We start from the raw sequence: 23,206 nt of genomic DNA on the forward strand, positions 1-23,206 counted from the left end.
TCTCCTATCGATAGAGTTTCGCGACGCCGCGCCAGACGACGACCAATGTTCCGCGGGAAAGCGGCTCGTCAGGCGCAGTGGTGAGGTGGCGGTTGGGTCGAACGAGGTCACCGGCCGGCATGTGCAGCCGACCCGCAAGCTGGCGGAGGGTGGTTTGAGGGCTACCCGTTCGGTAGAGGCAGCCGTCGACATAAGCGTCCAGCCTCCGGCACACTGGCCAGGCAGATACCTGGATCGGCCGCATGCTATTGCCCGTCATCCGCTCCACAAGCGGCCATGACCGGTCAAAGACAGGGCCGGCGGCAAGCAGGGCAACGCAGACAACCCATATCGGCCAGCGGCGCCGTACCTTCCGGGGCGCCTCGACGGGTTTCGGTGGGGTGGACGGCGCGGTGGCGCTCGTGCGCGCCGTCACGCCGGCGGGAATATCCCGACGCATCGACACCAGCATCTCGAAGCCCTCCGGCCCCAGCATGGCGAATGACGACGGCGGCACTTTCACCAGTTGCTCCAGCGGCAGACGGGCAAGCTGCGAGGCAATCTCGCGCCGCCCGGCCTGCCCCTCCGCCATCGCGGTCGTTATCCGGGCGCCAAAGGCGCGCTGGTCTATCGGACTGGTTTTCGTCGGTTCAGCCTTCATCGACGGCCTCCGTCCGGTTGCCGGTGACACTCGCCATGGTGCTTTTCGCGGCCGCCAGGAAGGCCGCGACATCGCCCCGCAGAACCTTCGCCGCCGGGCGGCTACGCCCGGTCCAGGCGCGGATGTCATCAATTTCTGCCGCCACGACATCGATCGGTCGCTTGCCGGCCGCCTCGAACGGCTGCCACGATCCCGGCGCGATCGCCGGGATATCGATTGCACCGAGTTCGAGGCAGAGCGGTTCAAGCCCGCCCTTCCAGAGCAGATCGGCGGGCGAGTTCGGATAGAAGCGGAACGGCCCGTCCCTCCGGTTGAGAACAATATGGCGCGTCACCGAGGGTAGGATGCGTCCGATCGCATGCGCGGTACGAACAGCGCCCCGCATCGCTTCCGGTTCCGCCGTCGTCGGGATCAGCCAGCGGGCACACACACCCGCCTCGATCAGGTCCGCGTCGAGATCGACCAGCGCCAGATATTCCTCAATCACCGTCTGCTGCGGGCCGCCGATATCGACGATCATAGGCACTCTGGAAATCAACGCCGTCTCGAACGCCGAATAGAACGGATCGAACGCGGCGACGATGGCTGTTGGATCACGCCGCAGATCGTCCATGCTGGCCGGAAGCACTGTCGTGACCCGCCCCGGATATAGCGCGGGCAACCGGTTCTGGTCGTCGATCTGCACGATCGTCGCCGCGATCGCATCCACCTCCATCAGATCGGCGAGAACGGTTGTAATAAAGGATTTTCCGACGCCGCCTTTGTCCGACCCGATGAAGGTGACAAGCGGTTGCGATGGTCGAGCCGCGGTTGCCGTTGCGGTCGAGGTTCGGTTTGGTTTCTGGCTCATGGATACCTCCTGTGTTGGAGCACAGGAGCATTCCGCCACATCCGGCAGGACAAACCCCTGGGGCGACTTACGGTATTTCGACGGAGTGCCGTCGGAATCGAAAACAGCCGGCGGTTTCCCGCCGGCCGTTGCTCATATTGCGCCGTGAACGATCACCCGTCAGGCCGCTTGCGCCAGCCGCCCCGCAAACAAATTACGGTAGATGCCAGCAAGGATCGCCGCCGTCACCGGCACAGGCCAGGAATTGCCGACCAGCTTGTATTTCTGGAGATCGGTCAGAGCTTTGCCGGCAACCGAGACCCCGTCGAACCAGTCGTCGGGAAACCCCTGAGCCCGCAACGCTTCCAGTGGTGTCGGACGGCGCACGACCAGCCCCAGCCCTGCAAACTCCTGCACGACGAGAAAGTCCAGCTCGTGACCGCGCATGCCCGGCCGGTTCATGCCCGCCCCGCTCGCCATCAATGTGCCGAGCCGCGGCGGATGCAGGACAGAAGCGCTTCCAGAAGCGGCATCGGCAGACGGTAGCCGTGCCGTTCCGCACGCCTCAGCACCCCGGCCGCCGCACGCGGCGTCAGCGAGTATTTCAGAAGGCGATCCGACGGCATCTCCGCGACGTCCGAGAATGAACAGCCGCTTTCGACGCTGTGGCAGGACTTGCGCGGCATCGATGACGAGATGGTCAACCGTGTACCCGGAGCCGACAAGTCCGCTACGCAATTCGTTGAACGCCTTGCCGCCGTGGAGGGTTTCGTACTGCGCGACGTTCTCGAAGAGGACGTAGCGGGGGCGCACGTCTGCGACGATCCTGACGATGTCGGATGTGACGTCACGCCGGTCTTCGACGCCGCGCTGGCGCCCCGCGACCGAATACGGCTGGCACGGGATGCCCGCGATGAGGATGTCGATGGTTTCATGATGATTGCTCCAGTTTGCAAGGGTAAGATCGCCGAGGTTCGGCACGGTTGGGAATTTACGGGAAAGGACGGCTGAGGCGATGGGGTCGATTTCGGCCACGGCCGCGACCTCATGAGGAATGCCGGCATGGTCGAGCGCGGCAACGTCCCCGCCGATGCCGCTGCACAGGCTAAGAATCCTGAGCGGCGGCAGCCCGGCGTTGTCGTGTGCTGGATGTTTGGTCTGCATTGCTGATCTCCAGTGCATGATTGCACAAGACCAGCGTGGCGTGGCTCATTCCGGAAACCGGGGGGGCGACTCCATGAATTTCAGAATCGGGGTCGCCCACATCGTTTCATGCCGCTGTCTGCGGCTTTTTCCACCGGCGTAACTACCCCTTGCCGGCGGCTTCCTGCTTATGCTTTCCAGCATTTCGTCGATAAGCGGCTGCGCAGCCGCGGCAATCTTTTCCACGCGCTCTTCGATCGGTAGCGTGGGTTTCATCTGCGGAAACCGCGGGAAGGTTATCGAAGACGTACGCCACTGCTCTTTCTCATAGGCGCCGTGCAGCAATCGCCAGTCCATCTCTTCCCGCCAGAGATGGATGACCCTGATCGTCGCTTCCAGGCGCAGGGATTCTGGATCGTTCACGTTCGACTGGCGACGAACTTCGCGAAGCGCGGCCTCCAGAAACGCCAGCGCGCAATTCAACTGATATCTGGTGCTACGGTAGGAAACGGCCATCCTTATATGTTCGTGAACAAGCAACTGCTCTGGCCGGACACCCTTTTGGTTGATGCCGATATTCCCGATGCCGGTGTTACGCTCGGCATGGAGTTTTTCCGCGGGCGACCCAAAAAGCTCAAATTCGAGTTCGCCCCGCGTATGGGTCGCTTCGACGATGGAGTATATCAGCGCCCTCGTGGCCTTCCGCGGCGATCCGTTTTCCGCAGGCCATATCCGATTGAGCACATCGTTGATCAGCGTCCATGTCGCGGGAGCTACATAGGATCGGGTCGTGCGCCGGCCCATTCCCGTCGGATTGATATCCTTGTCGTATTGCTGTTCGATCCGCTCGACGATCGTCTGCAAGGCCTCCTTGAATCCGGGCGGGTTCCTGGCCGCCACGAGCCGCAATCCTGCCTGCCGCTCGCCAAGGTCGCCCGCCTTCAGGATCGGCTCGATAATCCCGGCCGCCAGGCGGCTGGCGGCAGTGACTGTTCCTGGCTCAACCAGGACTACCCGGAAGAGCGACGAAGCCTCCTCCGCCAGGAACTCAAGGAAAATATGGAATGCTCGATCGCTATGGCCTTCCATCTCGTTCCCGAGGACAGCAAATTTTTCCGGGAGGAGCTCCGCGAAGATGTCGCCCAGGACCGGAAACCAGTATCGAACCAGATGCGGTATCAAGCCGTCCCTGCCCGGCAGCGCCGTCAGATGACGGATCATATCCGACACCATGCCCGCCAGCGCTTCCCTGTCCGCTTTCATGCAGACCATCTCGATAAAGCTCGGCAGGATCGCGGGCTTGACGAGGCCGGTCGGGCTCTCATTCAGGACATGTTTCAGGTCCTGACGCGCTTGCCGGTCATCGGCGGGAACAAAGACGGATCGTCCGGCAGGGATCGTGGCAGCTCTTCTGCTCACATCGACCTCAACGGGAGTGTATTGTGTCTCGGCAAACGGGAAGCCGCCGAGAAGCGCCTCGATCGATGCCGCCTCGAGTTCCGCCAGACGCCGTAACCAGCGCTCGATGAAGCGGATTGAATAGTTTGAAAGCTCCGCCAACTGCCCCGATATTACCGACACTCTGGGAACCAGAACCTCCTCCGCCCGATCCAGGCGGTAAATCGTGGCCGTCGCCATTAGGTCGCCGGCAACCGCCGTCAATGCGGTGCTAAAATCCTTCGAGCCGATCGTCTGCCCCTGCAGTGTCAGAAGCTCCCGATAGGCGCTCCTGATATCGGCGATGAATGCCTTCTCCGTCAGAGCCGCTATAAGGTCCTCTTCGGATGTGATTTCTTGTTGGCTCTGCTCTTGCGGCATCAATCTTTGTCCTTCCCGGACCTGATGTCGGCTGCGCGTCGGATGCGCTCGGCAACATCGGTGAGCGCTAGTCGGTCTGCTTGCATGTTGGCTGGAGCGGAATGCCGGGTCCTGTCGGGTCCGACCGGCGTAACGGTTGCGACAGGCGCCGGTGGTCGTGCCTGCTGTGATCGTTGTATCCGGGAGACCATCGCTCTGACCACCTGCGCACTGACGATGCCGCCTGACTTCGAGCGCCAGCCGGCATCGCTGAGAATCATGGCGATCTGGTCCCAGCTCGCCCCCTGGTTTCGCCAGCCGGTGATTGTCGCAAGATGGTCGCGTAGCACACGTGCAGCCGGCAGCGGACCGAGCGCGGTGCATGATGCCGCGACGATCGCGCGCGCCTTTCGCGTCTCGTCCCGCTTGTTCATCGCCAGTCTCCCTCCATCATGCTGGCGCGGAAAGCCGTCGGCCGCAAACACAGAACCGCCATGACCGCATCAATCGACGGAGAAGTGTTGCGGTAACCTCCCGATACGGCGCACCCGTGGAAAGCGTGTTACGAAAACGTCTAAAATTCTATGCATATGCCGTTTCGTTACTGTCGATGCCAATGCACACAACGCGGTTGGCGCTCAGCACCTCGGTCGGCAGCATCGCCGCTGTTTCGATTCGTTTCCAAAAGATTCAAAATGTTGCAATCACACCTGTGCATCTGCGATGCGAACTGACAGCCCTCTGATTAGAGCTACGACGGGCCTTGATGGCCGTCTGGCATTCGATTCGGTGACGGGAACGCCGGCGATGAAGCAGAGACCTTGCGATCCGAACATTCCGGGCGGAGCGCAGGGATGTGCCCGGTCTTGGAGAAACCGGGAACGTACTGGCCCGCGTCGGTGATGAGGTGCGCCCGCGACTCCAGCGACAGACCCTGCTTTGCCAACCAGTCGGCCAACTTCTTCGGGCGGGAGAAGACACGGATGCCGTAGCCCTGCCGCAGCCGGTGGCGTGCTTCTTGCCTGACGATCCGGGTGCCGTCCTCGCAGCTATCGTCCAGGATGGCGGCGGAGGGAACCCACAATTCCTTGATCTTGATACGGCCTTCGCTCTGGTATTTCGCGGCGTGGTCGAGCCAGAAGAAATCGCCCGCCCCGCAACAGTGATCGTCGTCCAGATGGGTAAAGCAGACGACGCCGTAGTTGTTCCAACCAGCGGCCCGCAGGTCGGCCTTCAGGTCGACAGGAAGGTCAATCCGCTTGTCATAGGGGTTGTTATCGTTCCGTATATCGGCCAGCACATATCTGGCGTGGCGTGAGCCGATGGTGGTGTTGACTGGAGCTTCGGCAGAAAGCACGGGCTGGCACTATAGAACGGGTTATTCGTCGCTGAACCACGACGCAGGGAGCCCTCGGCACTCCCCCGGCCCCATCGACCATTGGGCGTGTCTGCCCCTTGGAACCCAGCCGTCTCCAGCGGGGCAAGGGGAGCGTTCCTGCTCCCCTTGCCCCCATGACCGAGGAGCTATCGCGCCCCTCTGGACATCCGCGACAATCCGGTTGCGAAAATCAGCCAATTTGGCCAATATGACCCAGCCTGAGGGGAGAATGATGAAAAGCCTATCCGCAGCCGAGGCGAAGAACGCCTTTGGTCATCTCATTGATCTCGCTCGTCACGAACCTGTGCTGATTGAAAAACACAATCGTCCGGTGGTCGTGGTTATCAGCATCGAAGAATACGACCGGTTGATGGGCGGGGCCTTTTCCCATCCTCAGGTGGACAACACGCAACCAAAGGGTAAGGCATGAAACTTCTCCGCAATTCGGGGAACGAGCGAGTTCTTGACCGCCTTCAGTCGTGGCTGTCTCCCGGCTCAGCGGTTGATCTCATGTCACCCGATTTCTCACTTTATGCGTTCGCCGAAACGCATGACCAGCTCAAGAAGGCTGGACGGTGCCGTATCCTGCTTGGCTCCGACACTTCCATTACGGGTTCCCTTTACGGCGGACCAGGGGACATTACCGCGCGCGGCAAGCTGCAAAGTCGCTGGCTCGCCAAAATTGCCGGTGAATGGCTGGACAAGCACGCCGAGGTTCGTCACGCCCCGGCTACGCCGCCCCAATCCATGATTGTCATTTCCAACGACGACAATCGCCACGTCCTGACGGGCACATGCCCGTTCACAACCGAAGGGCTGGGCGTGACGCCGGGCGACCGGCTCGGCTTAGTCCAGTTTTCCGATACGGATGCGGAGGCGGCGGCTTTTGCTGACTGGTTTCAGTCGAGCTGGGGCAGCGTAAAGCCGGGGGCGAGTACACTTGCCGCTAATCTCGATGATGCGGCGAGCCATCGCCCGCCGTCGCTCCTTTATTTCAAGGTGCTCTACGAGCTGTTTCGTGACATCGGCGACGAGCTTGACGAGGAGCGGATCATCAAATCCGCCACCGGCATTCGTAACACCACCGTCTGGAACAAGCTTTTCAAGTTCCAGCGTGACGGCGTTGTCGGTGCCATCGACAAGCTGGAACGCATCGGCGGTTGCATTATCGCCGACAGCGTCGGCCTTGGCAAAACCTTTGAGGCCCTTGCCGTCATCAAATATTATGAGCTGCGCAACGACCGCGTTCTTGTTCTCTGCCCCAAGCGCCTGCGCGACAACTGGACGCTCTATAAGGCCAACGACCGCCGCAATACCCTTGCGTCCGACCGCTTCAATTATGACGTGCTCAATCACACTGACCTGTCGCGCGACGGCGGCATGTCCGGCGACATCGACCTCAGCCATGTGAATTGGGGCAACTACGACCTTGTCGTGATCGACGAGTCCCACAACTTCCGCAACAAGGCGACCCATAAAGACCGCGATACCCGTTACGACCATTTGATGAAGCGCATCATCAAGGCAGGCGTCAAAACCAAGGTGCTCATGTTGTCGGCCACGCCGGTCAACAATCGCCTTGCCGACCTCAAGAACCAGATCGCTTTCATGACCGAAGGCAACGACCTCGCCCTCATGGGCCATGGCATCCAGAGCATCGAGGCCACCATCCGCAAGGCGCAGACACAGTTCAACCGCTGGTTAGACCTGCCCGAGGCCGAGCGCCGCCCGGCACGGCTGATGGACATGCTCGGCTTCGACTATTTCAAGCTGCTGGACCTGCTGACCATCGCCCGCTCCCGCAAGCACGTGCAACGCTATTACGGCACCGAAGAAACCGGCCAGTTCCCGGAGCGCCTGCCGCCCGTCAACATCAAGGCCGACGTGGACCTTGCCGGAGAGTTCCGGCCTATCCGCGAGATCAACAACGAAATCAGACGGCTCACGCTCGCGGCCTATGCGCCGCTGCGCTACGTCCTGCCGCACAAGCAGGCCGTCTATGACGAGAAATACAGCACCAAGATCAGGGGCGGTGAGAGCTTTTTCCGGCAGGTGGACCGCGAAGAAAGCCTCATCCACCTGCTGCGCGTCAATATTCTCAAGCGCATGGAAAGCTCGGTCGCGTCCTTCGCGCTCACCATCAAGCGCCAGCTTGCCGATGTGAACGCGCTCTTGGCGAAGATCGATGCCCACGATGAAAGCGTGGACGAGGTTTCCATCGACGATGTCGATATAGACGATCCTGCTTTTGAGGCTCTGCTGATAGGGCGCAAGGTCAAGGTCTTGCTCCACGACGTTGACCGCGTTCGCTGGCGGCAGGATTTGATCGAGGACCGCAATCGCCTTGCCACGCTACTGTCCGCCGCGCAGGCCGTCACGCCGGAACGCGACGCCAAGCTGGCGGCATTGAAAGACGTGATCGCTCGCAAGGCCGCAGCCCCGATCAACGCCGGGAACCGCAAAATCCTGTTGTTCACCGCTTTTGCCGATACGGCGGATTATCTCTACGCGCAGCTTGCGAGCTGGGCGAAGGACGAGCTTGGGCTTGAAACCGCCGTTGTATCCGGCACGGGCGCGAACAAGACAAGCCTGCGCGGGCTGCGTGGCGACATGAGTTCGATCCTCTCGGCCTTTTCTCCACGCTCGAAAGAGCGCCCGGATGAAATGAGCGCCGAAGGCCAGATCGACCTGCTGATTGCCACCGACTGCATTTCCGAAGGGCAAAACCTTCAGGACTGCGACTTCCTTACCAATTACGATATTCACTGGAACCCCGTGCGGATCATCCAGCGGTTCGGGCGCATCGACCGCATTGGCTCAACCAACACCCGCATCCAGTTGGTCAATTTCTGGCCCAACATGGAGCTGGACGAATATCTCGACCTCGAATCCCGCGTCAGCGGGCGCATGGTGCTGCTCGACGTGTCCGCGACCGGCGAGGAAAACGTCATCGAGTTTCAGGCCGGAAACCAGATGAACGATCTCGAATATCGCCGCGCCCAACTGCAAAAATTGCAGGACACGGTGATCGACCTTGAGGATTTGTCCAGCGGCGTTTCCATCGCCGATCTTACACTCAACGATTTCCGCATCGACCTTGCCGGATATATGCGCGAGCACCGCGAGCGGCTGGAAACCCTGCCGCCCGGCACTTATGCCGTGGTGCCTGCGCCAGATGCATCCGCCCCAGAAAATGATCTGCCGTCCGGTGCCATTTTCTGCCTGCGCGCCGTTGGCGAGGCGGCGGAACGCGCCGCCGAACCCGGCTACCCGCTGAGTCCCAATTTCGTCGTCCATGTCGGCGACGAAGGCGAGGTGCTTCCCTATACGCAGGCGAAACAGGTGCTCGACCGGCTCAAGAAGGCCGCCATCGGGCGCGACCTGCCCGATGCCGAAGCCTGCACGCGCTTCGACAAAGCCACCAGATACGGGCGCGACATGGAGGATTATCAGGCGCTTCTTGCACGCGCCGTCGCCTCCATCGCTGGCAAGAGCGAGGAACGCGCCGTCGCCAGCCTATTTAGCCCCGGCGGTACTCACGCCCTGAAAGGCGAGTTTGCCGGTATCAACGACTTCGAGGTTGTCGCCTTTCTTGTCATCCTGCCCGAAACGGAGGCCACATGATGGCGGGTGCGGACTTCCTCGCCATTGTCAACGCGCTGGGACTTCCGCCCGGCGCGCGTGTCGATTCCCGCGTCCCCAAAAAACTGCTGATCGAGCAAGGCGCGCCGACGGCCGCCGACAAACGCGCCATTCAGGACGGGATCGACGAATTGCAGTGGTTCGCCGCCTGCAAGCCCGCCACCATCGGCGTTCCGGCATTTTCCGACGATACCCGCGAATATCTTGAGATTGCCGTTGTCGGCTGCGCTTTCCGTGCCGGTGCGAAGGCGTCGCGGCTGATCGAGCTGATCCACCGCGCCATTCCCTATCCGGTACTGCTTGCCACCACCGACGAGAGCGGCCTTGCCGTGTCGGCAGCGCACAAGCGCCACGCGCAGAACGAGGCAGGCCGCATCGTGATCGAGCAGGTTATCATGGCAAGCGGTTTGCGGGCCGACGCCGTGGATTCCGTGCAGGTCGCGTTCCTGAAAAGCCTCGCGCTGGCACAACAGCCGCGCACCGACCTGTTCGGCCTCTATGCGGGATGGATTGCACGGATCGAAGCCGTCAACGCCGCCCGCCTGACGGGCGCGTTTGCTCCGACCGACGATCAGGAAGCCATCGACCGCCGCCGCGCCGCGCTCGACGCGCATGTGCGGCTTACCAAAGAAATCGAAGGTCTGCGCGCCAAGGCCAAGCGCGAGAAGCAGCTTAGCCGCCGCGTGGACCTCAACCTCGAAATTCAGCGCCGCGTGGCCGATCTCACTGGAATTGCGAAATGGCTGTAGTGGCGAAGAACCAAGGTCCAAGAGCGATTGTAGGACCGCTCGTCTCCGACATCGCCAGCATCAGTGGCGATGACGTGACCTTGGCCACGGCATTCTACACAAGCGGCGCCTTGGATGTTTTGAATATCAAGGCCAAGCGCCTCCGCCTGTTGATGCGACTCAACACTCAATCAGTTGCAGACTGGGCAGTGGGTTCGCTCGACCCTCTCGCGCTCCGAGCATTCATCCAAAGGCACAAGCAAACATGTGGAGAAGTCTCGCTGCTCATCAGCCCCACTGCCCATGCAAAAATCTACAGCGGTCAAAACGGCTATCTCGTCGGCAGCGCCAACCTCAGCACCCGCGCCTTATCTGGGAGCGCCGCGGAAATTCTTTGGTTTGAAAGTGATGATGAACGAAAGCGAGCGATGGACGCCGCTGTTCAGGATTACTCGCAAAAATTCAGCCCGTGCAGTATCGCTCAGCTGGATGCCTACATTGCTGCGAATGAGGTCAAAGCCAAGGAACTCTCAAAAAAGATCCCCCGAGAGATGTTCACCGATGAAGAAGATCGCCTCCCCAGAGGGATTCTGCGACCCGCACGCCTGGGCGACTACGATGCGTTTCTGGGCTGGCTCTCGAAACACACCAGCCCGGCTGCAAAGGAGGTGCTGGCACGAGCTAATGGCAAGTCGAACCTGAGTGGTCATATTCGACAAGCGTTTTTCGGGCTTCGGCAGTTTTTGCTTGGTGCTCCGGACGTCATGTATCACTTTACTAAGGTCGATCCAGATAGCTATTCTTTCTCGAGCGACGTCTCCACCGCTTCCAAGCTCGGCTCATTCGTCACCAAACATGCCCGTGACGAAGGCCCGTTTTCTCCCAAGAAGTGGCAAACCTACCTGCCAAAGAGCGCCGGGGGTAAGCAGGTAACTGGGGGCGCAACATCTGGTAACTTGAACCGTATGCTCCCGCTAATTGCGCGCTATCTGACTGTGAGAATTGGAAAAATATAGTGACTGAAAGTTGTGCCCAGATGGAAAAAATCAAAAAGGGCGATGCACTCGCTCAAAGCCAGAACCTAATCGAACAGAACATCGCCAGCTTACGGGAGATTTTTCCAGCGTTGCTCGTGGAGGATGGTGACGGCGGGTATGCTGTTGATATTGAGCTTCTCAAGCAACTCGTCGGCGATGCGACATTATCGACCGCCGACGAAAAGTACGGGCTGTCTTGGTATGGAAAACGCCAAGCCCGTCAAATTGCCTTGACACCATCTACAGGAACACTTTTGCCGTGCCCCGATGAAAGTGTCGATTGGCAAGACTCTAATAACCTTCTCATCGAAGGGGACAATCTTGAAGTTCTAAAACTCTTGCAGAAGAGCTACAATCGAAAAATCAAAGCCATCTATATAGACCCGCCTTACAATACGGGACGAAACCTAATTTATCCGAATGATTATCAAGACGGAGTTCAAGCGTATTTAGAGGTGACGGGTCAGATCAAAGGCGGAAATAAGCTTCAAAGCAATCCAGAATCAGGCGGGCGATTTCATACCAACTGGCTATCTATGATCTACCCGCGCTTGAAGCTCGCGCGGAACCTGCTTGCGCCAGATGGCGTCCTCATCGTGACGATAGACGACAATGAGGTAAGTCAACTTGGCGTCGTTCTGCGCGAAGTGTTTGAAGAGGGGAACTTCGATCACGTCTGCGTTCCTGTCATCCACAATCCACGAGGTGTTCAAGGCAAGAACTTCTCCTACGTTCATGAGTATGCCTATTTTGTATATCCGGCTGGAACCAAGGCAATTTGTGATCGTAAAATTGAGGATGAGAATGTTGACTGGTCTCACCTCCGAAATTGGGGGTCAGAGTCAGAACGATCTGACGCGAAAAACTGTTTTTACCCCATTCTCGTCAAGGATGGGACAATCATCGGATTCGGTGACGTCTGCCCAGATGAATTTCACCCTCGCCAGACTGAGGTGGTCGAAGGTATTTCCTACGTTTACCCAATCGACAAGGCTGGGGTGGAGCGCAAATGGCGTTATGCACGGCAATCGGTTGAGGCGATTGCTTCCATGCTGCGCGCCAAGCAAACCAGCTACGGATATGAGATCGAACTCGGAAAAACCTTTGGCCTCTACCGCACTGTGTGGAACGATAAGAGGTATGACGCCAACGATAACGGGACAGGGCTAGTCGGCGACCTCGTCCCGGGTTCACCGTTCACATTTCCTAAGAGTCTTTGGGCCGTCTATGATAGTCTGCTCGCCGCAACCGGGAATGACCCCGACGCTATAGTTTTAGACTTCTTCGCTGGCAGTGGCACTACCGGCCATGCCGTCATGGAGTTGAACAAGGATACAGGCGGAAATCGGCGGTTCATCCTCGTCCAGTTGCCAGAACCTGTTGAGGACAACAAAAAATTCCCTACGATCTTTGAAGTCACCAAAGCGCGTATTAAGGCGGCGGGAGAACGCATCAAGGCCCAGTCTCCCATGTTCACGGGCGATGTTGGCTTTCGCGTTTTTAAGCTCGCGTCGTCCAACATTCGCGCGTGGGAACCCGAACCGACCGACCTGGAAGGCACCTTGCTCGCCAATGCCGAGCATCTTGTAGCGGGCCGCACCGAACAGGATGTGCTCTATGAGCTGTTGCTCAAGCTGGGCCTCGACCTGTGCGTTCCCATCGAGAAGAAGGACGTTGCCGGGAAGGCCGTCCATTCCATCGGCGGCGGAGCACTGTTCGCTTGCCTTGCCGATGGTCTTACTACCGACACGGTTGAAGCCGTCGCCAATGGCATCGTCGCATGGTGGAAGGAACTCGCGCCCGCCGTTGACACCCGTGTCGTGTTCAAGGATTCCGGCTTTGCCGATGACGTAGCCAAAGCCAACATGGCGGCAATCCTCAATCAGAACGGCATCCTCGACGTGAGGAGCCTGTGATGAGCACGGAAAGTTTCGTCACCTTCGCCTACGGCTCCAACATGCCCGCCGCGCGCTTGCGGGAGCGGTGCCCTTCCGCGCCCGCAATCGGCATCGCTGAACTGTCCGGCTATGAATTGCGCTGGCACAAGCGCAGTCGGGACGGGTCGGGCAAGTGCGATATTGCCGCCAGCGCCGCCGGTGATTCCGTGCTTGGCGTACTCTATGAGATCGCGGCGCACGACAAACGCGCGCTTGACCGCGCCGAAGGCTTGGGCGTCGGCTACGAAGAAATCGAGATCGAGGTTCTTTGCGGCGGCAGTCCGATACCAGCCAAGGCATATAGAGCGACCGATACCGATCCCGCGCTTCGCCCCTATACATGGTATCGCGCCTTGGTCATCGCGGGCGCGCGGGAACACGGTCTTCCCGCATCCTATATCACGAGGCTGGTATCCGTGCCTGCCGACGAGGATCAAGACCGCGCGCGCCACGACGAGCGCATGGCTTTGATCGCGGAGGTGCGGGCATGAAACTGCATTTCGAGCCGAACCTCGACTATCAGCACACCGCCATCGAATCCGTCTGCGACCTGTTTCGCGGGCAGGAGATCAACCGCACCGAGTTTACCGTCACCCGCCAAGCAGGCGGCGGCGCGCAGCAGGAGCTTGGCCTTGTCGAAAACGCGCTCGGCATCGGCAACCGCCTGACCCTGTTGGACGATGAAATCATCTCCAACCTCAATGAGATTCAGCTTCGCAACGGCCTGCCGCCGTCAACCGGCCTCGCCTCTGGCGACTTCACCGTGGAAATGGAGACGGGCACCGGCAAAACCTATGTCTATCTGCGCACCATCTTCGAGCTGAACAAACGCTTCGGTTTCACCAAATTCGTGATCGTGGTGCCGTCCGTCGCCATCAAGGAGGGCGTCTACAAGACCCTCCAGATTACCGAGGACCATTTCAAGGGCCTCTATTCCGGCCAACCCTTCGATTATTTCCTCTACGACTCGTCGAAGCTGGGGCAGGTGCGCAATTTCGCTACCAGCCCGACCATCCAGATTATGGTCGTGACCGTGGGCGCAATCAACAAGAAGGACGTGAACAACCTCTACAAGGACAGCGAAAAAACTGGCGGCGAAGCGCCTATCGACCTGATCCGCGCCACGCGCCCCGTCATTATCGTGGACGAGCCGCAAACCGTGGACGGCGGCCTGAAAGGGCAAGGCAAACAAGCGCTCGACGCCATGAATCCGCTTTGTACATTGCGCTATTCCGCAACCCATGTTGACAAGCACCACATGGTATACCGGCTGGATGCCGTGGATGCCTATGAGCGCAAGCTGGTTAAGCAGATCGAAGTGGCCTCGCTCGAAATCGAGGGTGGGCATAACAAAGGCTATCTGCGTTTCCTTTCCGCCAGCAACAAGGGCGGTGCCGTTATCGCCAAGGTCGAGATCGACGTGCAGCGGGGTGGACAGGTTCGCCGCAAGGAAGTCACCGTGCAAGATGGTGACGACTTGGAGGATACGACGGGCCGCGCCGTCTACAAGGATTGCCGCATTGGCGAAATCCGGGTCGCGGGCAAAGATTCTCTGCTCGAAGTGAAAACCGCCGGGTCGGAATCCTTCCTCGCCGTGGGGCAAGCCATCGGCGACGTGGACGCCGACGCCGTCAGGCGGCTCATGATCCGCCGCACCATTACCGAGCATCTTGAGAAAGAACGCCGTCTTGCGCCGCTCGGCATCAAGGTGCTTAGCCTGTTTTTCATCGACGCCGTGGAGCACTACCGTTCCTACGACGAGGATGGAAACACGGTGAAAGGCAAATATGCGGCAATCTTCGAGGAAGAGTATCGCCGCGCCGCCAAGCTCCCCGAATATGCCAGCCTGTTCAGGGACGTGGACCTCGAAACCGACGCCGGAGAAGTGCACGATGGCTATTTCTCCATCGACAAGAACAAGCGATGGACCGACACCGCCGAGAATAATCAGGCCAACCGTGACAGCGCCGAACGCGCCTATAACCTCATCATGAAGGACAAGGAGAAGTTGCTCAGCTTCGACACGAAGCTCAAGTTCATCTTCTCCCACTCCGCGCTGAAAGAGGGTTGGGACAATCCCAACGTGTTCCAGATTTGCGCGCTGCGCGAAATCGGCACCGAGCGCGAACGCCGCCAGACCATCGGGCGCGGCCTGCGCCTCAGCGTCAACCAGCAGGGCGAACGGCTGCGCGGTTTCGAGATCAACACGCTGACCGTAATCGCCACCGAGAGCTACGAAGCCTTCGCCGAAAACCTACAGAAAGAGATCGAGGCTGATACCGGCATCCGTTTCGGCATCGTCGAGAAACACCAGTTCGCGGCTATCTCCGTCCAGCAAGAGGACGGCACCCTCGCCATGCTAGGATTTGAGGAATCCGCCGCGATCCACGAGTATCTCAAAAACGCCGACTTCATCGACGCCAAGGGCAAGGTGCAGGACAAGCTGCGCACGGCGCTGAAAGAGGGGACGCTTACGCTCCCCGATGAGCATGCCGCACACCTTCCGCAGATCAAGGAAGTCCTACGTAAAATCGCCGGTAAGCTCGACATCAAAAACGCCGACGACCGCAAAGCCGTGCGCGTGCGCAAGGAAGTCTTGCATAGCGCCGAGTTTCAGGCGCTATGGGATCGCATCAAGCACCGGACGACCTATCGCGTTCACTTCGACAACGCCAAGCTGATCGAGGATTGCACCAAGGCTATTTCCAATGCGCCGCCGATCACCAAGGCGAAGGCCGTCATCCGCAAGGCCGACCTTGCTATTGGCCAAGGCGGCGTGATCGCTACCGAAACCTCGACTTCTGGCCCCGTGACCATCGAGGAAGGCGATATTGTTCTCCCCGACGTGCTGACCGATCTTCAGGACCGCACCCAGCTTACGCGCCGCAGCCTTGTCACCATCCTGACCGAGAGCGGCAGGCTTGGCGATTTCAAGCGCAACCCCCAAGCTTTCATCGAACTGGCGGCGGAAACCATCAACCGCACCAAGCGCCTCGCGCTCGTGGACGGCATCAAATACCAGCGGATCGGCGACGATCATTTCTACGCGCAGGAGCTATTCGAGCAGGAGGAGTTGACCGGCTATCTGAAGAACATGCTTCAGGATACGCAGAAATCCGTGTTCGAGCATGTCATCTACGACTCCGGCGGTGTCGAGCGCACCTTCGCCGAGCAGCTTGAAAAGAACGAGGCGGTGAAGGTTTACGCCAAGCTGCCGGGTTGGTTCAAAGTCCCCACGCCCCTCGGCACTTACAATCCCGATTGGGCGGTGCTGGTGCAGGTGGACGGCGCGGAACGCCTGTATTTCGTTGTCGAGACGAAAGGCAGTCTGTTCACCGACGACCTGCGCGACAACGAAGCCGCGAAGATCGCCTGCGGCGAAGCGCACTTCAAGGCGCTTGCCGTTGACGAGAATCCAGCCCGCTACATCAAGGCCACGAAGATCGACGACCTCATGGAGTATTGCTGATATGGGCGATGTGCCGCCTGACATTCTAGCTGCAATCAAGGCCGCCGCGAAAGAGGAGTGGCCCGACAACCGCGATATGCAGGAATATTGTATCGAGGAGGAACCAGAGGTTATCTGGCTATCGTCGGTTTGGACTTTGGTCGCTCTCTGCCGATGTCAGGCGTTTAGGTTAACATAGACACGTACCCCGTCGATATTAGAAGTATATATCAATGACATAGGAGTTCTTATCTTTGTCTGTAACGGCGCGCCATGAACTTCTTTCTGGACTGCCACAAAAGTGCGGACTAGTCACGGGCACACCACAGGTCCATCCTAACGCGAGGGCGAATACCGTCTTGCTTACACCGGGAGAAGTTCTCTCGCATGGTGCCGGGCGTGTGGTTCTCGCGCTAATCCCAGTTGGGGTAGTTGGTGACGAAGGTCAGCATCCAGCCCTGCACTGGATTGTTTGCGTGGGTTATGTAGGCACCTCGATCAATGATGCCGGGTTGCCCCGTGTCAAAGCGGCGGCGGCAGGAGTTTCGGCAGGACGAATTTTTCGCCAAAAAGATGAAGCCACAGACGCTCCAGGATGTAGCCGTAAACGGCGACCCCGGATACGGAGAGGTTGCGCAGGGTCTCGATGGCCTCTGCCGGAACCGCGGCGACGCGCCGGTTGCGCACGGCGAAGATGGCGCCGTAGGAGAAGACGCCCACCATATGCCGGGCGGCCTCTTCCGCCATGGCGCCGAGGCCGGCGAGGTGCAGGAAGTGGCTGGCGATGTTCGTGCCGTCCGGCAGGCCACCGTGAATGGCGCGGTAGACGTTGCCCATGCCCCAGGCCCCCTGGTCGATAAAGTCGATCGGCCCCCAGGTCAGAAGCGAGAAACGTTCGAGGCGCACGCGCGGACGGCCGAACAGACCGCGCTCGTATTCCGACAGGAGAAGCGGCGGCGGCACCTTCTTCTCCGCGATCCATTGCCACGACATGGGCTGCAGGTCGTCCCAGTTGCGCCAGGTGTGCAACAGGCCGATGAAGTCGGGGCTGTGCTCAAAGGGGGCGGCTTGCGCGTAGACGGTGAAATCGTCGTCGTCCCGCCGCTCGGTGAGCATGTGGTGCAGATAGGTTTCCGATTCCCGCCCCTCGTTTGGCCGGTCTATGATGACGGAAGCACGCCGAATGACATCGGGGGATTGGATCCGGTCACCCTTGTTGTAGATGACGACCTCGAAATCGTCCGGGATGAGCTTGATCCACTCCAGCGGTTCGGAATAACGCGCAAGCACGATACGGTTCATGAAAAGCTCCGGCGATAGGAAATAGGAAGGAACGTCAGGTTCGGAATTCTCGGGCCGGACGGCAACTGCTCCAGCCTGTGCAACAAAGAACTTGCTGGTGGATCGAAGCAGGAAGCCTGCCGTTCCACCACGAGAACGGCAGCCCTACCGTTCGGCATTCTTGAGACCCCGGATGAATGTCCGCAAGTCACACTCGGTCCTCGGCACACGCTTCACACTAAAAACGCTTCCGAGAACGGAGGAGCCAAAATGTGGTGAACGCAGATTTCTGGGATATCTCATGGCGAAGAGACTCCCTTCTCCGCGAATGACCGCCTCTACGAGATCTTCCGACATGGTCGTTATGGTGCAGTAGTCACATAGCGTAAGCGGCAGGGTGGCGGTCTTGCCAACCATACAGAACCGGGCGGCGACAGTTGCTGGAATAACCTCCTCGGATTCGAAGCCGCACGGCTCGATCCCGAAGAACTGTGTGTAAAGATCAGCAATAAGCTGGAATATCTCCTTGCTGAAAAACTGCCCTTCCGTAACCGCCCGATTGCGACCGCCTGTCGGGAATGTCCAGGCTCGTTTATGAGCCGTCTATAACGACGTCGTTAGCGACGTGTTTTAGGCGAGGTCTGCGATGCGCGTGGAAATTCTCGGCGATGAACGTCGCCGACGTTGGAGTGATGAGAGCAAGCTGGAGGTCGTGCTGTCGGTAGGCATCGACGGTGCGTCGGTGACGGAGGTTGCGCGCCGGCATTCGGTGACGCGGCAGCAGGTTTACACCTGGCGGCGTGAATTGCGGAAGAAAGGCTTGCTCGCGCCGCCATCGACGACGGTGTTTCTGCCGCTGGACATGCCACCTCTCGGGGGCAGCAAAGAGGCTCCGGCTTTTGATGGCATGCAGGCTTTGCCTGCGATGATGGAATTGCACTTACGCTGCGGGCGAAGCCTTCGCTTCAGTGGCGATCTTGATGTGGTTGCACTGAAGCGCCTGATCCGGGCAATCGAGGCGGCATGATCGGGCCTGGGACAGGTGTTCGTGTTTATCTCGCCTGCGGTGTCACGGACATGCGCAAGGGGATCGAGGGGCTGGCAGCTCTTGCCCAGGATGTGCTGCGCCAGAAGCCGACGGGAGGCGCGGTCTTTGCGTTTCGGGGCAAGCGGGGCGACCGTTTGAAACTTTTGTATTTTGATGGCCAGGGGTTCTGCCTCTATTACAAGGTTCTGCAGAAAGGTCGGTTTCCCTGGCCGTCGGCAGCAGATGGGACAGCCCGGTTGACGTCTGCTCAACTGGCGATGCTGTGGGAAGGGATTGATTGGCGACGACCCGACTGGGGCGCTCCTCCAGCCCGTGTTGGTTGATTTTATCCCACTGAATCTGCGTGTTTTTATGGATATTGAGCCTGACCTGTGGTAGTCAGGTTCATGTCGAATGTTAGCCAAAATCTTCCCGACGATCCGGCCTTCCTGAAGGCGATGATCGCGTCGCTTGAGGCGAAGAACGCGAAGATGTCGGCGACCTTGCAGGCGCATGATCAGTTGATCCAATCCCTGCGGCTACGCATCGCCAGGCTCAAGAAACATGGCTTCGGCAAGTCATCGGAAAAGATCGAACGGGAAATCCAGCAGTTGGAACTGGCCCTGGAGGACCTGATGATTGCCGCCTCGGAAAGCAGAGCCGAGCCGCTCGCCGAGGTCAAGGAAACGGAGCTTGGGCCTCCTGAGGCAAGCAAGCCGGAAAAGACCATGCGACGCCGTCCGCGCGTGTCGGACAAGGCTGCTCGCGAGCGCAGGGAACTCGACCCCGGAACGCACTGCCCCGCTTGTGGTGGCGAATTGCGGCTTGTTGGTGAAGACGTCAGCGAAATCCTCGACATGATCGCCGCACAGATGAAGGTCATCGAGGTTGCTCGGCTGAAGAAGTCCTGCCGTTGCTGCGAGAAGATGGTGCAGTTGCCCGCGCCCAGCCGTCCGATACCGGGCAGCATGGCGGGCGCAGGACTGCTCGCCTACATCCTGGTCTCGAAGTTTGACGACCACCTGCCGCTCTATCGCCTGAACGAAATCTTCGCCCGCATGGGCGTTGATATCCCCGACAGCACGCTGGTCGATTGGTGTGGCCGCGCCATGCGGGTGCTCCTGCCGCTGATCGAGTTGATCGAAGCCGCGATCATGAGCAGCGATCTTCTCCATGCCGACGACACGCCGATCCGGGTTCTTGATCGTTCTGTGCGAGACAAGGGGCTGGGGAAAGGGGTGAAGAAGGGCAGGCTCTGGACCTATGTCCGGGACCAGCGCCCATGGGCGGGCACAGCTCCGCCCGGTGCGGTCTATTACTTTGCTCCCGACTGGAAGCAAGAGCATGTTCAACGTCACCTCAGCCAAGCAAGCGGCATCCTTCAGGCCGACGGCTACAAAGGTTATGCGAAGTTGTATGAGGCCGGAGCGGACGGGACACGCCGCTTCCGCGAGGCTTCGTGCTGGGCGCATTGGCGGCGCGACTTCCATGATATATGGACCTCAAACAAGTCCGAGATAGCCCGCGAGGCTCTCGACCGTATCGGCGCGCTTTACGATATCGAGCGTGAGGTTGCAGGCAAGCCTGCCAATATCCGTTTTGCCGCGCGCCAGAAGCACAGCAAGGCAAAGGTCGAAGCCTTGCGTGTCTGGGCCGAGGCGCAACTTACCCGCATCCCCGGCAAGAGCGATCTGGCGGGAGCTTTCCGGTATGGCCTGAGCAGGTGGTCCTCGTTCTGCCTGTTCCTGGAAGACGGTCGTGTCGCAATCGATAACAATGCAGCAGAACGGGCGTTGCGTCCTATCGGCGTTGGAAGGCGCAACTGGCTCTTCGCGGGTGCCGACACTGGAGCAGAAACCTTGGCGCGGGCCATGACAATTATCGAAACCGCCAAGATGAATGGCCTTGATCCGCAGGCCTATCTGGTTGACGTGCTGGACCGCATTCAGGATCACAAGATCAATCGCCTGGCGGAGCTGCTTCCATGGAACTGGAAGCCGATGACGGCAGTTATCTGCGCCGAGGCGGCCTGATGGCAGCGGTTCGCTTCGTCTTCACTGTCGATTATGTCGCCGAGATCCTCGATGAGGACGTCGACCTCCTCCGGGAGATCATCAGCAATGATGACAATCTGACCTATGGCAATATAATCAGCGTCGTAACCGGAGACGACGAGAGTACGTCAGCTTTAACAGACGATGGCGTTGACGAACTCAGGCAGATGCTCAGCGACGCGCGTAGGTCTGCAGAAACATGGCAGGAGTTCCTCGATTGCTTCGTCCTCGACGAAGACATCGCCGCACGCGTCAAGACATATTCCCCACGGTAACAATCGGGCGGTTACGCCCTTCCGCCTGACCGCCAAAATAGACCGGCAGGCCAAGCCTCTTGAGGAAGCCACGCATTCGTTCGTCTTCGGCAATATCCTGCCTGAACAGGTGCCAGCCCCCGGCAGCGTCGAATATTTCGGTCTGCGCTCCAATTTCGAAGTTGGCGATCACCTCCATCGCTCCTCGCCGGACGAACATCTCGTTCGAGGAGATCAGGACAACCTTGTCGAACTCCACACCTAAGGAAAGGGCATGCTCAAAATTACTGATATGCGCATGCAGAAGTCCGGTGCTGTGGCCGGTCTCACGGGAATTCGGATTCACGAATACATCAGGAAGGGCGCAAGCGCTCTCGAACAGGTGCCTTTCATGCGCCACCAATCCGGAGACATGGATGCAGACCTTCGCGCCGGGGCAGAAATGCTGGATATTTTCCAATTGGTCCCGGACGATATCCGGACGCTCGTGAACCGGCAGCGAGAAAAGAACACCGACCAATTTTGTCTCCGACAGATCAAAATATATTCTGCCAGAGGCCCTGAATCGTCAGCGCATTCGCATTCCGGCATTTCTCCGATATCGTCCTTGCGTGTGGCTGTTGCATTGCGGCGTCGAGCGGAGCGATCACCAGTCGTAAGCGACACTTTCCGCCCGAGAACCAAACGGAAGGGTATTCGCGGGGTTCCATCAATCCACCGGGGCAAGGCCGAGAGCAGCGCGAAGCGCCACCTCGCTCTCCTCCGCAAAACGCAGCGCCGCCAGATGGCCGCGCTCGGCGTCACGCGGCGGCAGCGGACCGGCAAGCCGTGCAGCGACCGTCTCGGGGCTGGCGGCGATATGCGGGAGACATTCGGTGACGCACAGGCGGTGTGCGAGCGAACCCTGCCGCACGACGACGGGAATGCCGAGCTGCGCCGCCCGCCCGAGAATGCCGGACGCATGATCGCCAACCGGCGGATAGAGGCACCAGACCGCATCGCTCGCCGCATAGGTGCCGAGCAGTTCGGCATCGGAAAGCATGCGGTCGACCAGCACGCCACCGGCCTCGACCAGAACCGCCGCATGCTCTCCTGCCGCCGGCGCGACGCGGCCGCAGGCAATGAACTGGCAGCGCGACCGCAAGGCGGCGGAACGAGCATAGACATCGGCGAAGAGGCCGATCCCTTTTTCCAGGCTCTGCGTGCCGATCGCGGCTACCACCGGGCGCGCGCCGGTGCGCCGTTCCTCGCGCAGCACCTCGATGGCCCTTCGCTCCTCCTCTGTCATGTCCCAGAGCTGGAAGTCGTAGATCCAGCCGTCCGCAATGGAGGCGAAGGCCGGGAAGACGCTGAAGGGCAGCAGGGTGAGCGTGCGGATGGAACGCCACCGCTTCAACCGGCACAGCACGGCCCGCCTGAAGGCATGGCGCCAGCGGGGAGAAACGGCGAGCGGTCGGGGCCGGGCCAGCAGGCCTACGGTCCGCCGCCCGGTCATCGCCCGCAGCAATCCGACAATGACATAAAGGAGGAACGCCTCCTCCACCATCAGGAACAGCACCGGCGCACGGGAGAAGAGGAGATCACGCCGTCGCCCCGCGCGGCGCGCGCCGAACAGGCGCTCCAGCACACGCAGATACGAGCCGCGCCGACCGGTTTCGGACCGGGTGTAGACGATGGGCGGCCCCTGCCCATCCCCGGCTGCGCCGCGTTCCGCCCCAACCGGCACAAACCGCGGACCTGCCTCCGACGCAGGTTCCTCCGGCCACAAATCCGCGCGGGCAAACGAACCCGCCGCCGGCAGCATCGAGCCAACCAGCATGCCCCCTCCCCGAAATGGCCGCAGGCACCGTCGGGAAGGTCTTCCCGGCAGATGCAAGCGGGCGGGCCAGCCCCATGACCCGTAGATTTGCAACAAGCCAAGACCGGACAAAAACGCGCCCGAGCACAACCATATCGCTAATATTTAGACTTTAACGTGCTATTTACCGATTTCAAGCGCTATCGCAACGCC

At 59.8% G+C, this 23,206-nt stretch carries 20 protein-coding genes; 11 read left to right on the forward strand and 9 right to left on the reverse strand.

All coding sequences use genetic code 11. From position 1 onward, the window contains the following. Positions 1–4 precede the first annotated feature (4 nt). From MOE34_RS13285 to MOE34_RS13310, 6 genes are all read right to left on the reverse strand, one after another. The gene (locus MOE34_RS13285; RefSeq protein ID WP_242217600.1) at positions 5–640 is read right to left on the reverse strand and encodes a hypothetical protein; all 636 of its coding nucleotides are present in this window, start codon (positions 638–640) and stop codon (positions 5–7) included. After that, complete coding sequence (locus MOE34_RS13290; protein WP_242217601.1) at positions 630–1,490, reverse strand: hypothetical protein; 861 nt, start codon at positions 1,488–1,490, stop codon at positions 630–632. Before MOE34_RS13290 ends, MOE34_RS13285 begins: the two co-directional genes overlap by 11 nt. Before the next feature lie 159 nt (positions 1,491–1,649). After that, positions 1,650–2,633, reverse strand: a complete 984-nt coding sequence (locus tag MOE34_RS13295; protein WP_242217603.1) for a DNA cytosine methyltransferase — start codon at positions 2,631–2,633, stop codon at positions 1,650–1,652. Positions 2,634–2,678: 45 nt separating this feature from the next. Next, positions 2,679–4,430, reverse strand: a complete 1,752-nt coding sequence (locus MOE34_RS13300) for a hypothetical protein (RefSeq protein ID WP_242217606.1) — start codon at positions 4,428–4,430, stop codon at positions 2,679–2,681. Beyond that, positions 4,430–4,843, reverse strand: coding sequence for a hypothetical protein (locus tag MOE34_RS13305; RefSeq protein WP_242217608.1), 414 nt, complete (start codon positions 4,841–4,843; stop codon positions 4,430–4,432). The genes MOE34_RS13300 and MOE34_RS13305 overlap by 1 nt, the downstream gene beginning before the upstream one ends. A 317-nt stretch (positions 4,844–5,160) precedes the next feature. Further along, entirely contained in the window at positions 5,161–5,766 is a 606-nt protein-coding gene (locus tag MOE34_RS13310; protein ID WP_242217609.1) for a hypothetical protein, read from the reverse strand. A gap of 250 nt (positions 5,767–6,016) precedes the next feature. On the opposite strand from MOE34_RS13310, the gene MOE34_RS13315 reads away from it, so the two are divergent. The 7 genes from MOE34_RS13315 (at position 6,017) to MOE34_RS13345 (ending at position 16,600) form a co-directional block, all read left to right on the forward strand. Then, positions 6,017–6,217 (forward strand): type II toxin-antitoxin system Phd/YefM family antitoxin, encoded by a 201-nt coding sequence (locus MOE34_RS13315; RefSeq protein WP_347342739.1) that lies wholly within the window; start codon positions 6,017–6,019, stop codon positions 6,215–6,217. A gap of 80 nt (positions 6,218–6,297) precedes the next feature. After that, positions 6,298–9,411 (forward strand): helicase-related protein, encoded by a 3,114-nt coding sequence (locus tag MOE34_RS13320; protein WP_242217611.1) that lies wholly within the window; start codon positions 6,298–6,300, stop codon positions 9,409–9,411. Beyond that, positions 9,408–10,178, forward strand: coding sequence for a DUF4391 domain-containing protein (locus MOE34_RS13325; RefSeq protein ID WP_242217613.1), 771 nt, complete (start codon positions 9,408–9,410; stop codon positions 10,176–10,178). Before MOE34_RS13320 ends, MOE34_RS13325 begins: the two co-directional genes overlap by 4 nt. After that, positions 10,169–11,173, forward strand: a complete 1,005-nt coding sequence (locus tag MOE34_RS13330; protein ID WP_242217615.1) for a hypothetical protein — start codon at positions 10,169–10,171, stop codon at positions 11,171–11,173. The genes MOE34_RS13325 and MOE34_RS13330 overlap by 10 nt, the downstream gene beginning before the upstream one ends. 20 nt (positions 11,174–11,193) lie before the next feature. After that, entirely contained in the window at positions 11,194–13,110 is a 1,917-nt protein-coding gene (locus MOE34_RS13335) for a site-specific DNA-methyltransferase (protein ID WP_242217617.1), read from the forward strand. Then, positions 13,110–13,622: a gamma-glutamylcyclotransferase family protein gene (locus MOE34_RS13340; protein ID WP_242217619.1), complete on the forward strand. Its 513-nt coding sequence runs from the start codon at positions 13,110–13,112 to the stop codon at positions 13,620–13,622. Before MOE34_RS13335 ends, MOE34_RS13340 begins: the two co-directional genes overlap by 1 nt. Further along, positions 13,619–16,600 carry a type III restriction-modification system endonuclease gene (locus MOE34_RS13345; RefSeq protein ID WP_242223998.1) on the forward strand — a complete coding sequence of 994 codons (2,982 nt, stop codon included), beginning with the start codon at positions 13,619–13,621 and terminating at the stop codon, positions 16,598–16,600. The genes MOE34_RS13340 and MOE34_RS13345 overlap by 4 nt, the downstream gene beginning before the upstream one ends. A gap of 501 nt (positions 16,601–17,101) precedes the next feature. Here MOE34_RS13345 and MOE34_RS13350 read toward each other — a convergent pair. Then, the gene (locus tag MOE34_RS13350; RefSeq protein WP_242217621.1) at positions 17,102–17,881 is read right to left on the reverse strand and encodes a hypothetical protein; all 780 of its coding nucleotides are present in this window, start codon (positions 17,879–17,881) and stop codon (positions 17,102–17,104) included. Between the two features lie 625 nt (positions 17,882–18,506). Here MOE34_RS13350 and tnpA point away from each other — a divergent pair. From tnpA to MOE34_RS13370, 4 genes are all read left to right on the forward strand, one after another. Continuing rightward, a complete protein-coding gene (gene tnpA, locus MOE34_RS13355) occupies positions 18,507–18,887 on the forward strand; it encodes an IS66-like element accessory protein TnpA (RefSeq protein WP_242217622.1) in 381 nt (126 codons plus the stop codon). Between the two features lie 50 nt (positions 18,888–18,937). Continuing rightward, positions 18,938–19,231 carry an IS66 family insertion sequence element accessory protein TnpB gene (tnpB, locus tag MOE34_RS13360; RefSeq protein WP_242217624.1) on the forward strand — a complete coding sequence of 98 codons (294 nt, stop codon included), beginning with the start codon at positions 18,938–18,940 and terminating at the stop codon, positions 19,229–19,231. Between the two features lie 63 nt (positions 19,232–19,294). Further along, the gene (gene tnpC, locus MOE34_RS13365) at positions 19,295–20,920 is read left to right on the forward strand and encodes an IS66 family transposase (protein ID WP_242217625.1); all 1,626 of its coding nucleotides are present in this window, start codon (positions 19,295–19,297) and stop codon (positions 20,918–20,920) included. Beyond that, complete coding sequence (locus tag MOE34_RS13370; protein ID WP_242223907.1) at positions 20,920–21,216, forward strand: hypothetical protein; 297 nt, start codon at positions 20,920–20,922, stop codon at positions 21,214–21,216. The genes tnpC and MOE34_RS13370 overlap by 1 nt, the downstream gene beginning before the upstream one ends. Here the strand turns inward: MOE34_RS13370 and MOE34_RS13375 are convergent. Both MOE34_RS13375 and MOE34_RS13380 read right to left on the reverse strand, forming a co-directional pair. Beyond that, positions 21,194–21,715: a hypothetical protein gene (locus tag MOE34_RS13375; protein WP_242217626.1), complete on the reverse strand. Its 522-nt coding sequence runs from the start codon at positions 21,713–21,715 to the stop codon at positions 21,194–21,196. The genes MOE34_RS13370 and MOE34_RS13375 overlap by 23 nt on opposite strands. Positions 21,716–21,904: 189 nt before the next feature. Next, positions 21,905–23,014, reverse strand: coding sequence for a hypothetical protein (locus MOE34_RS13380; protein WP_242217628.1), 1,110 nt, complete (start codon positions 23,012–23,014; stop codon positions 21,905–21,907). Positions 23,015–23,206 lie beyond the last annotated feature (192 nt).

Origin of the sequence: Shinella zoogloeoides (assembly GCF_022682305.1) — a bacterium.
Classification (GTDB): domain Bacteria; phylum Pseudomonadota; class Alphaproteobacteria; order Rhizobiales; family Rhizobiaceae; genus Shinella; species Shinella zoogloeoides_B.